The organism is Bacillus sp. LUNF1 (assembly GCF_011008975.1).
In the GTDB taxonomy this organism is placed as follows: domain Bacteria; phylum Bacillota; class Bacilli; order Bacillales; family Bacillaceae; genus Bacillus; species Bacillus velezensis.
This window is the reverse complement of sequence record NZ_CP048876.1, coordinates 2416669-2428673: the sequence shown is the minus strand read 5'-3', so window position 1 is coordinate 2428673 and position 12005 is coordinate 2416669. Positions and strand designations below refer to the sequence as shown.

Annotated in this window: 17 protein-coding genes; 14 read left to right on the top strand and 3 right to left on the bottom strand. The window is 46.4% G+C overall.

Annotated elements, in window-relative coordinates; genetic code table 11:
• Nucleotides 1–31: 31 nt before the first annotated feature.
• Nucleotides 32–412 (bottom strand): rhodanese-like domain-containing protein, encoded by a 381-nt coding sequence (locus tag G4O42_RS11580; protein WP_007408335.1) that lies wholly within the window; start codon nucleotides 410–412, stop codon nucleotides 32–34.
• A 192-nt stretch (nucleotides 413–604) separates the two neighbouring features.
• Here G4O42_RS11580 and G4O42_RS11575 point away from each other — a divergent pair, with 192 nt between their 5' ends.
• The 3 genes from G4O42_RS11575 to G4O42_RS11565 all read left to right on the top strand — a co-directional run bounded on the left by G4O42_RS11575 (nucleotide 605) and on the right by G4O42_RS11565 (nucleotide 2959).
• Nucleotides 605–1441 (top strand): lipoate--protein ligase family protein, encoded by an 837-nt coding sequence (locus tag G4O42_RS11575; RefSeq protein ID WP_003153114.1) that lies wholly within the window; start codon nucleotides 605–607, stop codon nucleotides 1439–1441.
• A gap of 99 nt (nucleotides 1442–1540) precedes the next feature.
• On the top strand, nucleotides 1541–1969 hold the full coding sequence (mntR, locus tag G4O42_RS11570; protein WP_007408338.1) for a transcriptional regulator MntR: 429 nt from the start codon (nucleotides 1541–1543) through the stop codon (nucleotides 1967–1969).
• A 114-nt stretch (nucleotides 1970–2083) separates the two neighbouring features.
• Entirely contained in the window at nucleotides 2084–2959 is an 876-nt protein-coding gene (locus G4O42_RS11565) for a patatin-like phospholipase family protein (protein WP_012117971.1), read from the top strand.
• Here G4O42_RS11565 and G4O42_RS11560 read toward each other — a convergent pair.
• Nucleotides 2956–3351 (bottom strand): SA1362 family protein, encoded by a 396-nt coding sequence (locus G4O42_RS11560; RefSeq protein ID WP_007408340.1) that lies wholly within the window; start codon nucleotides 3349–3351, stop codon nucleotides 2956–2958. The two genes, G4O42_RS11565 and G4O42_RS11560, sit on opposite strands and share 4 nt — an antisense overlap.
• A 34-nt stretch (nucleotides 3352–3385) precedes the next feature.
• Nucleotides 3386–4342: a DUF1385 domain-containing protein gene (locus tag G4O42_RS11555; RefSeq protein ID WP_003153120.1), complete on the bottom strand. Its 957-nt coding sequence runs from the start codon at nucleotides 4340–4342 to the stop codon at nucleotides 3386–3388.
• Nucleotides 4343–4563: 221 nt separating this feature from the next.
• On the opposite strand from G4O42_RS11555, the gene G4O42_RS11550 reads away from it, so the two are divergent.
• The 11 genes from G4O42_RS11550 to spoIIIAG all read left to right on the top strand — a co-directional run bounded on the left by G4O42_RS11550 (nucleotide 4564) and on the right by spoIIIAG (nucleotide 12002).
• Nucleotides 4564–5094 (top strand): YqhR family membrane protein, encoded by a 531-nt coding sequence (locus G4O42_RS11550; protein ID WP_032874039.1) that lies wholly within the window; start codon nucleotides 4564–4566, stop codon nucleotides 5092–5094.
• 131 nt (nucleotides 5095–5225) lie between these two features.
• Nucleotides 5226–6287, top strand: a complete 1062-nt coding sequence (locus G4O42_RS11545) for a M24 family metallopeptidase (RefSeq protein WP_032874041.1) — start codon at nucleotides 5226–5228, stop codon at nucleotides 6285–6287.
• Nucleotides 6288–6311: 24 nt separating this feature from the next.
• Nucleotides 6312–6869, top strand: coding sequence for an elongation factor P (gene efp, locus G4O42_RS11540; protein ID WP_003153123.1), 558 nt, complete (start codon nucleotides 6312–6314; stop codon nucleotides 6867–6869).
• 147 nt (nucleotides 6870–7016) lie between these two features.
• The gene (locus G4O42_RS11535; protein ID WP_003153124.1) at nucleotides 7017–7298 is read left to right on the top strand and encodes a YqhV family protein; all 282 of its coding nucleotides are present in this window, start codon (nucleotides 7017–7019) and stop codon (nucleotides 7296–7298) included.
• 77 nt (nucleotides 7299–7375) lie between these two features.
• Nucleotides 7376–8299 carry a stage III sporulation protein AA gene (gene spoIIIAA, locus G4O42_RS11530; RefSeq protein ID WP_032874043.1) on the top strand — a complete coding sequence of 308 codons (924 nt, stop codon included), beginning with the start codon at nucleotides 7376–7378 and terminating at the stop codon, nucleotides 8297–8299.
• Nucleotides 8293–8808 carry a stage III sporulation protein SpoIIIAB gene (gene spoIIIAB / locus G4O42_RS11525; RefSeq protein ID WP_032874046.1) on the top strand — a complete coding sequence of 172 codons (516 nt, stop codon included), beginning with the start codon at nucleotides 8293–8295 and terminating at the stop codon, nucleotides 8806–8808. The genes spoIIIAA and spoIIIAB overlap by 7 nt, the downstream gene beginning before the upstream one ends.
• A 22-nt stretch (nucleotides 8809–8830) precedes the next feature.
• Entirely contained in the window at nucleotides 8831–9037 is a 207-nt protein-coding gene (gene spoIIIAC / locus G4O42_RS11520; RefSeq protein ID WP_003153142.1) for a stage III sporulation protein AC, read from the top strand.
• A gap of 12 nt (nucleotides 9038–9049) precedes the next feature.
• Entirely contained in the window at nucleotides 9050–9439 is a 390-nt protein-coding gene (gene spoIIIAD, locus G4O42_RS11515) for a stage III sporulation protein AD (protein WP_071392571.1), read from the top strand.
• Nucleotides 9440–9471: 32 nt separating this feature from the next.
• Nucleotides 9472–10680 (top strand): stage III sporulation protein AE, encoded by a 1209-nt coding sequence (gene spoIIIAE / locus G4O42_RS11510; RefSeq protein WP_003153145.1) that lies wholly within the window; start codon nucleotides 9472–9474, stop codon nucleotides 10678–10680.
• 16 nt (nucleotides 10681–10696) lie between these two features.
• On the top strand, nucleotides 10697–11317 hold the full coding sequence (gene spoIIIAF / locus G4O42_RS11505; protein ID WP_032874048.1) for a stage III sporulation protein AF: 621 nt from the start codon (nucleotides 10697–10699) through the stop codon (nucleotides 11315–11317).
• Nucleotides 11310–12002, top strand: a complete 693-nt coding sequence (spoIIIAG, locus tag G4O42_RS11500; RefSeq protein WP_032874050.1) for a stage III sporulation protein AG — start codon at nucleotides 11310–11312, stop codon at nucleotides 12000–12002. The genes spoIIIAF and spoIIIAG overlap by 8 nt, the downstream gene beginning before the upstream one ends.
• Nucleotides 12003–12005 lie beyond the last annotated feature (3 nt).

Below are 12005 nucleotides of genomic sequence, written 5' to 3'. Positions count from 1 at the left end.
TCCGTATAAAACGGACAGCTCTTTTTTATGATTAGTTTTTTGCTTTAATTTTTCCGCCCCATTTTTTAAATCCGCCTTTCAGGTTGTAAATGTCTTTACAGCCGTGTTTGCGGAGCGTCTGTGCCGCGCGTCCGCTGCGGACATTGTTTTGGCAGTACAGATAAACGGGTTTATCAGGACGGATTTCACTTTTGCGCTGTTTCAGCTGTGACAGCGGAATGTTGCGCGCGCCGAGAATATGGCCGCCTTCAAATTCATTCGGTTCACGGACGTCAATCAGCTGCGCTTTTCTGTAGCCCGCGCGGAATTCCTCTTCCGTAAGTGTTTTCATTAAACGCTGCTGGTAAAAATACGACACGATCATATAAACGATAAACGCCGCAACAATAATTAAAGCAATCATATTAGACAATGCGATTCTACTCCTTTAGCTTATAAAATAAAACCCTGCTTCCTGAAAACAAGGCTTACCGGACGTTTTGGGACAAATACTATTATAGTAAAGCATGAAGCGATTGTCATCCTTAATGAAACGAAATATTTTTCATTTTCAATGCAGTTTGTTAAACTGATTTTATTAAAACGATAAAGAAGGGTTCAGTGTATGGAAAAAGAAACATGGCGGTTTATTGACTCAGGGAATGAAAGCCCGGCATTTAACATGGCGCTGGATGAAGCGCTTTTATATTGGCACAGCCAAAAAAAAATTCCTCCGGTGATCCGTTTTTACGGCTGGAATCCGGCAACTTTGTCTGTCGGGTATTTTCAAAATATTAAGAAGGAAATTAACTTTGACGCAGTACATAAACACGGCCTCGGGTTTGTCAGAAGACCGACAGGCGGACGGGGTGTTCTGCATGATAAAGAATTGACATACAGCGTAATCGTTTCAGAGGATCACCCGGAAATGCCGGCCACGGTGACAGAGGCGTACCGGGTGATTTCAGAAGGTATTCTGCAGGGATTCAGAAACCTTGGACTTGATGCCTGCTTTGCGATTCCGCGAACGGAGAAAGAAAAAGAAAGCTTGAAAAATCCGCGCTCGTCCGTCTGCTTTGATGCGCCTTCGTGGTATGAACTGGTCGTCGAAGGACGGAAAGTTGCCGGAAGCGCACAGACACGCCAAAAAGGCGTCATTCTTCAGCACGGTTCCATCCTGCTTGACATTGATGAGGATAAGCTGTTTGATCTGTTTTTATATCCGAGCGACAGAGTCCGTGAGCGCATGCAGCGGAATTTCAAAAACAAAGCGGTAGCCATCAACGCCTTAGCGCCGAAACGGGTAACGATGGATGAGGCCAGAATCGCTTTTAAAGCCGGTTTTGAGGAAGGGCTGAACATTCATCTTGAGCCTTACACACTCACGTCTGAGGAGCTTGCATTTGTCAATGAGCTGGCTGAGACGAAATACGCGTCTGATGAATGGAATTATAAGCGCTGATAAGGCTTGACAGACCGGAAGCATCCTTGTTTTTTCATGACCGTTAGTGTAAACTTGTAATGGTTTATAAAGTTAAGGTGCTTTTTGGGAGGGTTACTTATGACAACACCAAGTATGGAAGATTATATTGAACAGATTTATATGCTGATAGAAGAAAAAGGATATGCACGGGTTTCTGATATTGCGGAAGCTTTGGCAGTCCACCCCTCCTCTGTAACGAAAATGGTTCAAAAACTAGATAAAGACGAGTATTTGATTTATGAAAAATATCGCGGGCTCGTATTGACGTCAAAAGGCAAAAAGATCGGCAAACGGCTCGTATACAGACACGAATTGCTTGAGCAGTTTTTAAGAATCATTGGTGTTGATGAAGAGAAGATTTACAATGATGTTGAAGGAATCGAACATCATCTGAGCTGGAACAGCATTGACCGCATCGGCGACCTCGTTCAGTATTTTGAAGATGACGAAAGCCGGAAAAAAGAATTGAAATCCGTACAGAAAAAAACCGAAAATCCCGGTGAATAAAGGGCAGCCCGAAATGGGGCGCCCTTTTTTTAATGTCTTCATTCTTTGGTCTATTTCGCCCAGCCGTTTCTTAAAATAATAATACACCTTGAGATGGAAGGGAGAGGGCGCGCTATGCAGATTGACGGCGTATTTTCGGGCGGGGGGATAAAAGGGGTGGCGCTTGCCGGCGCTTATGAAGCGCTGGAAGAAAAGGGCTTTCGCTTTGAAAGGCTCGCCGGAACAAGCGCCGGCGCAATTATTGCCGCATTTATCGCTGCGGGCTATACGAGCAGAGAGGTTCATTCCATCATAGATGAGGTGGACGGAAGGCAATTGCTTGATCAGAGATACTCATTCCTCCCGCTGAAAATCCTGCGGTGGGTGTCGATATATTGGCGCCTCGGACTATACAGAGGCGATATGCTGGAAAAATGGATTGCGGATAAATTAAAAGCGAAGGGCATCATCGCGTTCGGCGATTTGAAAAAAGGCTCGCTCCGTCTCATCGCTTCAGATCTGACGAACGGAACGATGATCGTGCTTCCTGACGATCTTCCCCGCTACGGATTAAATCCGGAGATGTTCCCGGTTGCCAGAGCCGTCAGAATGAGCTGCAGTATTCCTTATTTTTTTGAACCGATAAAACTGAAGACCGAAAAAGGCACCTCGACGGTCGTTGACGGCGGCGTGTTAAGCAATTTCCCGATTTGGCTGTATTCAAAAGAACGCAAACGGCCGGTTATCGGAATTTCGCTTTCGCCCAACGAAAAAGAGCGCCCGAAAAAATCAATCCGCAACGCTTTTGAGCTGTTCGGGGCTTTGTTTGAAACGATGAAAGACGCTCATGATGCCAGGCATATCGCGACAAAGTACGAACAGAATATTATTTTTATTCCGGTGGAACATGTGATGGCGACGGAGTTTCATCTCACACCGCAAAAAAAACTAGCTCTCATTGAGCTAGGAAAAAGCAGAACAGAGCAATTTTTGAAGCAATGGAGCTATTAAAAAAGCGCTCTGTTTTTCTTTTTATTCTTTTTACCTTCTATGACGGTAAGCTGGGTCTGGCTTTTTTTCTTAAGAATCATCGGCTTCGGTCTGCTGCTGCTCGGCACGCTCCGCAAATGGCTGACCCGGCCTCTGTGTCCGGCGCGGTGCTTCGCTTTTTGCTCCTTCATTCGGAGCCGCGATTGTCTGGCCGCTTTTCTGAAAGCGGTTCCGTCACGGCCGGTGCGGCGGTTCAGGACCGTCCTCACGATAAAATAAATAATGATGCCTGCGATAATAACGGTGATCGCTCTTGAAATCATCTGCCCGGGGTTGGTTACCGCCGCATAAATGAAACCGAATGCGCCAAGCGCTATTAATACAGCAAAAAAAGGTTGTACACGATGATTCATAACTGCCCACCTCCAAAATAATAACGGTAACGGTTCAGATTACGTTGTGAGACGGCTTTTCGCTCTGTTCTGAAATGTCTTCCAGTCTGAGAAGCTCGTTAAAGCTTTCTATGGCAACCTCGACCTGGTCATCCGCCGGTTCCTTTGTCGTTAAAAGCTGCAGCCACAGGCCGGGATAACCGAGCACTTTCAAAACGGGGATATTCCGCACTCTGTTCGTCAGCTGGAGCACTTCAAAGGAGATGCCGAGAACGACAGGTATAAGCGCAATCCTGTCTAAAATCCGCACCCAAAGCGGATCTGTCGGAACGAGTAAATAGACGAACATGCCGACAATGATCGTAAATAAAATAAAGCTTGAACCGCAACGGTAATGAAGCCGTGACTGTTTCTGAACATTTTCTATTGTAATTGGCAAATTCTGTTCATAACAGTTTATGACCTTATGTTCGGCTCCATGATATTGAAACACTCTTTTAATTAACGGCGTCATTGATAAAAAATAAATGTAGCCGAGAAGCAGAATCAGCTTAAACAGACTTTCGATTCCGATCTGCGCGGCGTCTGAGGAAAATACGGGCCTTACAAGCTCCGCTAAGAAGACCGGGACGAGCGTGAAAACGAATTTACTGAACAAAAACGACAGAACGCCGATCACCGCCAGGCTGAAAAACATCGATAAGCCCGAACCTTTCTTATCTTCCTGCTCCAGCTTGGCGTCATCTTGAGGATCAAGCCCGTAACGTTCGCTGGAAAAGTTTAAATGCTTTGTGCCGTTGGCGCTCGCCTCAATGATGGCGACGATTCCCCGCAAAAAAGGAATCTTTTTTAAAGCCGAAAGCTTGGCGTTCGGCACTCTCGGAAGCTTGAAAAAATCAATGCTTCCGTCATTCCTGCGGATGGCGGTAACATAATTTTTTCTGCCGCCGAACATGACTCCTTCAACGACAGCCTGCCCGCCGTATGCAGGGGGCGTTTTTTGTTTGGACATTGTTTATCAACCTGCCTGTTTTCTTAGGATTTACTAACCATTTCCTTTCACTCTATTGTACAGGAAACTGCGGTAAACCTCTAGTTAGACAGCCGGAAAATCAATGCTTTTTCTACATGCAGTATACCCCGTTTTTTTAGAATTTACTCATTGAATGAAAATATGGCGCAGCTTTTTATGACTTTTCAATTTTGGGGCAGTCTATGACTGGAGGTGCCATGATGACAAGCGAAAAACATTCAGAACAGGAAGAAAAAAAGAAGCAGGATGATGATCAGCAGCCTGTTTCATTTACCGGCAGAATTTGCGGTATCGGATTTGCCGGCGGTGTATTTTGGAGTTTGATCGGCTATCTCGGGTATGTCTTTCATTTTTCAGAGATCAGCCCCAACATGATTCTCCAGCCGTTTATGATCGGAGAATGGAAAAAACAATGGGTCGGCACGATGGTCAGCATCGTTGTCATCGGGTTGATTTCAATTGCCGGAGCGTTCATTTATTTCGTGTGCCTGAAGCGTTTTAAAACCATGTGGCCGGGAATGGTGTACGGCATCATTTTATGGTGTGCGGTTTTTTTCTTATTCAATCCGATTTTCGAAGATGTGAAATCCGTCACTGAATTGAAATCAGATACAATCGTGACGACGCTTTGCCTTTACATTCTGTACGGTTTGTTTGTCGGCTACTCAATTTCCTTCAACTACAATGAACTTACGTCAGACAAGCTTGCAAGGGCGCTTGGCAACAAGTGAATAAGTGTATAATCCCTGTCCGGTATGGTAAAATGTTCACGAGAAGTGAACATTTTTTATGCTGAAAACCGAGCGGGGATGCTCCCGCGTTGTCAGGCGGCAGTCAAGAATCGGCGAGGAGGAGAAAGGGAATGAAACTTGAGAAATTGCGAAATCTTTTCGGTCAGCTGGATATAGACGGAATATTGGTGACAAGCTCCGCCAATCTGCAGTATATGACGGGATTTACGGGTTCGTCAGGCCTTGCGGTCATATCGAAAGAACGTGCGGCATTTATCACGGATTTCCGTTACACCGAGCAGGCGAAGACGCAAGTGAAGGGTTTTGACATTATCGAGCACGGCGGAAGCTTAATCCAAACGGCTGCGGATACGATTCTTGAGTACGGCATTAAAAAACTCGGCTTCGAGCAAAACAGCATGACGTACGGAACATATGCATCCTACCAAGCTGTGCTGCAGGAAGCGGAGATGGTTCCCGTCGCGGATTCCGTTGAAAAGTTGCGCTTGATTAAGTCAAGTGAAGAGATTAAGATATTAGAGGAAGCTGCGAAGATTGCGGATGATGCGTTTGAACATATTCTGACGTTTATCAAACCAGGCATCTCAGAGATTTCAGTTGCAAACGAGCTTGAATTTTATATGAGACGTCAAGGAGCAGACGGCTCTTCCTTTGATATGATCGTCGCCTCGGGAGTCAGATCCAGCCTTCCCCACGGAGTGGCAAGCGGCAAATTGATTGAAAAGGGAGACTTGGTCACGCTCGATTTCGGCGCTTATTATAAAGGCTATTGTTCTGATATCACACGCACCGTCGCGGTCGGAGAGCCAAGTGATAAACTGAAAGAGATTTATCAGGTCGTATACGATGCCCAAGCGCTTGGTGTCCTGCATATTAAACCCGGCATGACGGGAAAAGAAGCGGACGCCCTGACGAGGGATCACATCACCGCAAAAGGCTACGGACAGTATTTCGGCCATTCGACAGGACACGGGTTCGGAATGGAAGTCCATGAATCACCGGGGCTGTCTTTCAGGTCATCGGCCGTTCTTGAGCCGGGCATGGCGGTAACGGTCGAGCCGGGCATATACATACCGGATGTTGGGGGCGCAAGAATCGAAGATGATATCATCATCACTGAGGACGGCAACCGGACAATTACGCATTCCCCAAAAGAATTAATTATTTTGTGATCGGAATATAGGAGGACATCAAACATGATTTCAGTTAACGATTTTCGTACAGGACTAACGATTGAAGTAGACGGCGGCATTTGGCGCGTCGTTGACTTCCAGCACGTAAAGCCGGGAAAAGGAGCGGCATTTGTCCGTTCTAAATTGCGTAACCTGCGCACGGGCGCTATTCAGGAGAAAACATTCCGTGCAGGTGAAAAAGTCGCGAAAGCGCAAATCGAAACAAAAACGATGCAGTATCTTTATGCCAACGGCGATCAGCACGTGTTCATGGATACAAGCTCATATGAACAGCTTGAATTGAACGAAAACCAAATCGAAGAAGAATTAAAATATCTTCTGGAAAATATGTCTGTGCACATCATGATGTATCAGTCTGAAACGCTCGGTATTGAACTGCCGAACACAGTTGAACTGAAAGTTGTTGAAACTGAGCCGGGAATTAAAGGCGACACGGCGTCAGGCGGCACAAAACCTGCCAAAACGGAAACAGGTCTTGTCGTAAACGTACCGTTCTTCGTGAACGAAGGCGATACGCTAGTTGTAAATACATCAGACGGCTCTTACGTGTCAAGAGCGTAGTCAAAGACTTTCGGAGTCTGCTCCTTTTACGGGGCAGGCTTTTTTTGCGTTCTGCCTCAGAATCTTTCTTCTATATGAAAATAGTGAGACTACTTCCGTCAGCTAGAGCATATAGTGTAACAAAATGCTTGAAGTTGGGGGATTGCAATGAAATTTTTGTTTGGTTCAATCAATTCTACTGTTTTAACGATGGCCGGTTTACGAGTTTTGTCCTCGCTCATTGAATTATCGGCCGCTATTATCATGCTTTTGACAAACGACATCAGAAAAGCGGTTGTGGTGAATAGTATTTTGGCAATCGTCGGCCCGCTGATCTTTATCATCACGATGACGATCGGCATTTATCAGATTGCCGGACAGCTCTCATATGCAAAATTAATATTGATTTTTGCGGGAGTGGTGCTGATTTTAGCCGGTGTGCATAAATAGAGGGCCGGGGTGTCATAAAGTCTGTCCCGGATCATACATTTTAAAGAAGCCAATCGGTAAAAAAGGAGGAGACTCTATTGAATGAAATTACAGAGGTTCTCCCTGAATTATTGAGAGATGCCATCTCCGCCGTGCCCGAAGAAGCGAGGCGGGATACAGAAGAAATCAGAATCCGCGTCGACAGGCCGGTTGAACTGATCCGAAAAGGACAACCTTTGTATTTGTCATATGTGTGCACGGCCGGCGACGCACAGCTGATCCTCAGCCGGCTCAGCAATTACAGTATGTACACGCTGGAAGAAGAGCTGAAAAAAGGATACATCACAATCAGAGGAGGCCACCGTGTGGGGCTGGCCGGAAGAGTCATCGTCGAAAACGGAGCCGTCAAAGGACTCCGGGATATTACTTCTTTTAATATCCGAATCGCCCGGGAGAAGCTGGGGATCGCAGAACCGCTCATTCCTTTCTTATGGAAAGAAAACTGGCTGAACACGCTGATCATCGGGCCTCCGCAAACGGGGAAAACGACCTTGCTTCGTGATTTGGCCCGGCTTTCCAGCACCGGATCAAAACGCATCCCGGCGAAAAAGACAGGTATCGTAGATGAACGGTCGGAAATTGCCGGCTGCCTGCGGGGCATTCCCCAGCACAGTTTCGGCCGCAGAATCGATGTCCTTGATGCTTGTCCGAAGGCGGAAGGGCTGATGATGATGATTCGCTCTATGAGTCCTGATGTCATAATTGTGGATGAAATCGGGAGAATGGAAGACTCACAAGCGCTGCTGGAGGCGCTCCATGCGGGCGTATCCGTTATCGTATCTGCGCACGGGTGGAATATGAAAGACTTGGTAAAGAGGCCGTCGCTGAAAATGCTTTGGGAGGAAAACGTGTTTGACCGGTATGTTGAACTGTCAAGGCGCCGCGGTCCGGGAACGATCAGCAGGATGTACGGAAAGGACGGGGAACCTGTTCCGCATGCTGAAAGCGTGATGACATGCTGAAGCTTTTGGGTGCCGTGTTTATTCTGACAGCGACGACTTGGACGGGATTTGAGATCGCCAAAATGTATATTGAAAGGCCGAGGCAGATCCGCCAGCTGCGCGCGGCGCTCCAATCGCTTGAAGCGGAAATCATGTTCGGGCATACACCGCTGCATACCGCCTCGGGACAAATTGCCGCACAGCTTTCCAAACCTGTATCGTTACTGTTTCAAGCTTTCAGCAGAAGGCTTGAGCAGGGAAGTGATTCCGCCAAAACGGCTTGGGAACAGAGCTTGAAACATAACTGGCCTTCCATGGCGATGAAAAAAAGCGAATATGATGTGCTGAAGCAATTCGGAGAGACGCTCGGGCTCCATGACCGTGTTTCTCAGCAGAAACATATCAAGCTTGCGCTTACACATTTGGAAGCGGCGGAAGCGGATGCCGGACGGGCGCAGGCGAAAAATGAAAAAATGGTGAAAAGCTTAGGATTTTTAGCCGGACTGTTACTCATTCTTCTATTGATGTAAACATGAGGGGAGCAAACATAAAATGGGAGTCGACGTAAATGTCATTTTTCAAATCGCCGGAGTCGGTATCGTGGTTGCGTTTCTGCACACCATACTTGATCAAATGGGAAAAAAAGAATACGCCCAGTGGGTGACGCTGCTTGGCTTTATCTATATTTTATTTATGGTGGCGACGATTGTCGATGACCTGTTCAAAAAGATCAAAGCTGTGTTTCTATTCCAAGGATAGGGGGGCTTACAGATTGAGATTGTTCAAATTGTAGGTTTAGGCCTGATCGCCACATTTCTCTCCCTGATCGTAAAAGAACAGAAACCGACTTTCGCGTTTATGATTGTCGTCTTCAGCGGCTGCGTGATCTTTCTTTATCTCATCGACCAGATTTACGACATTATCAGAATGATAGAAAAAATAGCCGTCAATGCAAATGTCAATATGGTCTATGTGGAAACCATTTTAAAAATTATCGGCATCGCCTACATCGCTGAATTCGGAGCGCAGCTTACAAAGGATGCGGGCCAGGGAGCGATTGCTTCGAAAATAGAGCTGGCCGGAAAAATTTTGATACTGGTAATGGCCGTGCCGATACTCACCGTCATTATTGAAACGATTCTCGGACTTATTCCTTCATGATCATAAATAAAATGGAAAGGGGGGCACAAAAAATGAAGCGCTTTCGGTGGGCGGGAGCTTTTTTGTTCATCCTCTTATTTTTTCAGACTGAATGTGTACAAGCTGCCGGAACAGACGGTGCGTCGCAGGAAACCGCAGTTCACCAAGAATCCGCTGATGAAGTGGCGAAAAAGCAGGCCGAAGCGCTGAAAACAGAAGGCATCGGAAAGTTTTGGGACGACATCATGACAGAATACGGCGGTCTTCTGCCTGAAAGCCAAAAGGGAAGCATCATCGACTTTATTAACGGTGAAAAAACGTTCTCACCGGAGGCATGGCTGAAGGCTTTATTTTCATACTTGTTTCATGAAGTGCTCGCAAACGGAAAGCTTCTGGGAACTTTGATTCTTCTTACCATTTTTTGTGTCATTCTGCAGCTCCTGCAAAATGCGTTCCAGCAGAGCACCGTCAGCAAAGTGGCTTATGCAATCGTCTACATGGTGCTGATTATTCTCGCTTTAAACAGCTTTCATGTTGCCGTTAATTATGCCAGTGAAGCGATCCAGACGATGACAAGCTTCATTCTCGCGCTCATCCCGCTTTTACTTGCGCTTTTGGCGTCTTCCGGGGGAGCCGTCTCCGCAGCTTTTTTTCACCCCGTTATTTTATTTCTGATGAATACGAGCGGCCTTCTCATTCAAAACATCGTCATGCCGCTTATCTTCCTGTCAGCGATTTTAAGTATCGTCAGCACGATGACGGATCAATATAAAGTCACGCAGCTTGCCAATCTGCTCAGAAATATCGCGATCGGCGCGCTTGCCGTATTCCTCACCGTGTTTCTCGGCGTCATCTCCGTACAGGGGGCTTCGGCTGCCGTGACGGACGGGATTACGCTCAGGACTGCAAAATTTATAACAGGCAATTTTATTCCCGTGCTCGGCCGGATGTTTACGGATGCGACGGATACGGTCATCAGCGCCTCGCTCCTATTAAAAAACACTGTGGGAATCCTCGGAGTCGGAATTTTGATCTGCATCTCCGCGTTTCCGGCGATCAAAGTGCTCTCGCTCGCTTTTATTTATAAGCTCGCGGCCGCTATTTTGCAGCCGCTCGGAGGCGGGCCCGTCATTACGTGTCTCGGTGTCATCAGCAGAAGCGTACTGTATATTTTCGCGGCGCTCGCCATTGTCTCTCTCATGTTTTTCCTCAGCATCACAGTCATTATTACAGCAGGCAACCTCACCATGATGATGAAATAAAGGAGGCCCATTGGATATGAGCTTTTTAACAGAATGGCTGACAAGCATTATTTTATTTATCTTATTCGCCATCGTCATCGACATGCTGCTGCCCAGCTCCAGTATGCAAAAATACGCAAAGATGGTTGTCAGCCTGCTGTTAATCATTGTCATGCTCAACCCGATATTCAAACTTTTCAAAACAGACCCGGAAATCATCTTCGATTATTTGACAAAACAAGAGCAATCTCAATCCGCTGATATAAAAAATCAAATCAAATCAGAAAAAAAAGAAATACAAGCATCAAACCGCGCATATGTTTTAGAAGAAATGGCTGTCCAACTAAAAAAGAAAGCGGAGGAGATGTTCAGTCATGACGAATACAAAATAGACGACATCCGCCTTGCAGCGGAAGAACAGGTTCGTTCAGAAGAAGATGTAAAAACGATCAGCGTGTATATGGCCCCATCTTCTGAAAAAACCGTGCAAACCGTCGCACCGATCGACATCCGCACAGACCGCAAATACGAACCGGAAGGCGCAGCCGACAAAAAAGAGGCCGCAGACATCAAAGAAAAACTTGCGGATATATGGGAAATCGGCAGTGAGAAAATTACGGTTTATATGGAAGGCGGGGAGAAAAACGGCCATGAATAAAAACGGACTATGGACCATACTCAAAAAACAGCTGATGATCGGACAGGCGAAAGACGGAGAAAAACCAAAACTGACAAAATATCATTACTTTCTGTTCGTGTTTGTGCTCGGGGTATCTTTTATGCTGGTCAGCCAGCTGTTCTCTTCACCGGAGAAAACCGGGAAGGACCAAACGGCGCAGACCGTCATGTCCGGCCGAACGGAAGACAAAAGCGGGCAAAAAAGCGCACCCGTTTTTAAGGCATCGAAAGACAGCAGCGCCAAAACCACAATTGATGATTACGAAAGAAACTATGAAAACCAGCTGAAAGAAATCCTTGAAACGATTATCGGCGTGGAGGATGTCTCAATTGTCGTAAACGTAGACGCAACATCTTTGAAAGTGTTTGAGAAAAACAAAACGAAAAAAGACACCACCACTGAAGAAACCGATAAAGAAGGCGGCAAAAGAAGCGTAACCGATCAAACCTCTGAAGAACAAATTGTCATGATTCGAAACGGGGACCAGGAAACCCCGGTCGTCGTCCAGACGAAAAAGCCCGATATCCGCGGTGTACTCGTTGTCGCTCAGGGAGTGGACAACGTTCAAATAAAAAAAACCATCATTGATGCCGTCACAAGGGTGCTTGATGTTCCGAGCTACCGTGTAGCGGTTGCCCCTAAAAAAATCAAGGAGGATTCATAAATC

What these genes read in the sequence shown, in the direction of transcription:
- G4O42_RS11555 (WP_003153120.1), bottom strand. Translation starts at nt 4,342, where the DNA reads ATGTCCAAACAAAAAACGCCCCCTGCATACGGCGGGCAGGCTGTCGTT.
- mntR (WP_007408338.1), top strand. Translation starts at nt 1,541, where the DNA reads ATGACAACACCAAGTATGGAAGATTATATTGAACAGATTTATATGCTG.
- spoIIIAC (WP_003153142.1), top strand. Translation starts at nt 8,831, where the DNA reads ATGGGAGTCGACGTAAATGTCATTTTTCAAATCGCCGGAGTCGGTATC.
- efp (WP_003153123.1), top strand. Translation starts at nt 6,312, where the DNA reads ATGATTTCAGTTAACGATTTTCGTACAGGACTAACGATTGAAGTAGAC.
- spoIIIAF (WP_032874048.1), top strand. Translation starts at nt 10,697, where the DNA reads ATGAGCTTTTTAACAGAATGGCTGACAAGCATTATTTTATTTATCTTA.
- G4O42_RS11565 (WP_012117971.1), top strand. Translation starts at nt 2,084, where the DNA reads ATGCAGATTGACGGCGTATTTTCGGGCGGGGGGATAAAAGGGGTGGCG.
- G4O42_RS11545 (WP_032874041.1), top strand. Translation starts at nt 5,226, where the DNA reads ATGAAACTTGAGAAATTGCGAAATCTTTTCGGTCAGCTGGATATAGAC.
- spoIIIAB (WP_032874046.1), top strand. Translation starts at nt 8,293, where the DNA reads ATGCTGAAGCTTTTGGGTGCCGTGTTTATTCTGACAGCGACGACTTGG.
- G4O42_RS11550 (WP_032874039.1), top strand. Translation starts at nt 4,564, where the DNA reads ATGACAAGCGAAAAACATTCAGAACAGGAAGAAAAAAAGAAGCAGGAT.
- G4O42_RS11560 (WP_007408340.1), bottom strand. Translation starts at nt 3,351, where the DNA reads ATGAATCATCGTGTACAACCTTTTTTTGCTGTATTAATAGCGCTTGGC.
- spoIIIAG (WP_032874050.1), top strand. Translation starts at nt 11,310, where the DNA reads ATGAATAAAAACGGACTATGGACCATACTCAAAAAACAGCTGATGATC.
- G4O42_RS11575 (WP_003153114.1), top strand. Translation starts at nt 605, where the DNA reads ATGGAAAAAGAAACATGGCGGTTTATTGACTCAGGGAATGAAAGCCCG.
- spoIIIAE (WP_003153145.1), top strand. Translation starts at nt 9,472, where the DNA reads ATGAAGCGCTTTCGGTGGGCGGGAGCTTTTTTGTTCATCCTCTTATTT.
- G4O42_RS11535 (WP_003153124.1), top strand. Translation starts at nt 7,017, where the DNA reads ATGAAATTTTTGTTTGGTTCAATCAATTCTACTGTTTTAACGATGGCC.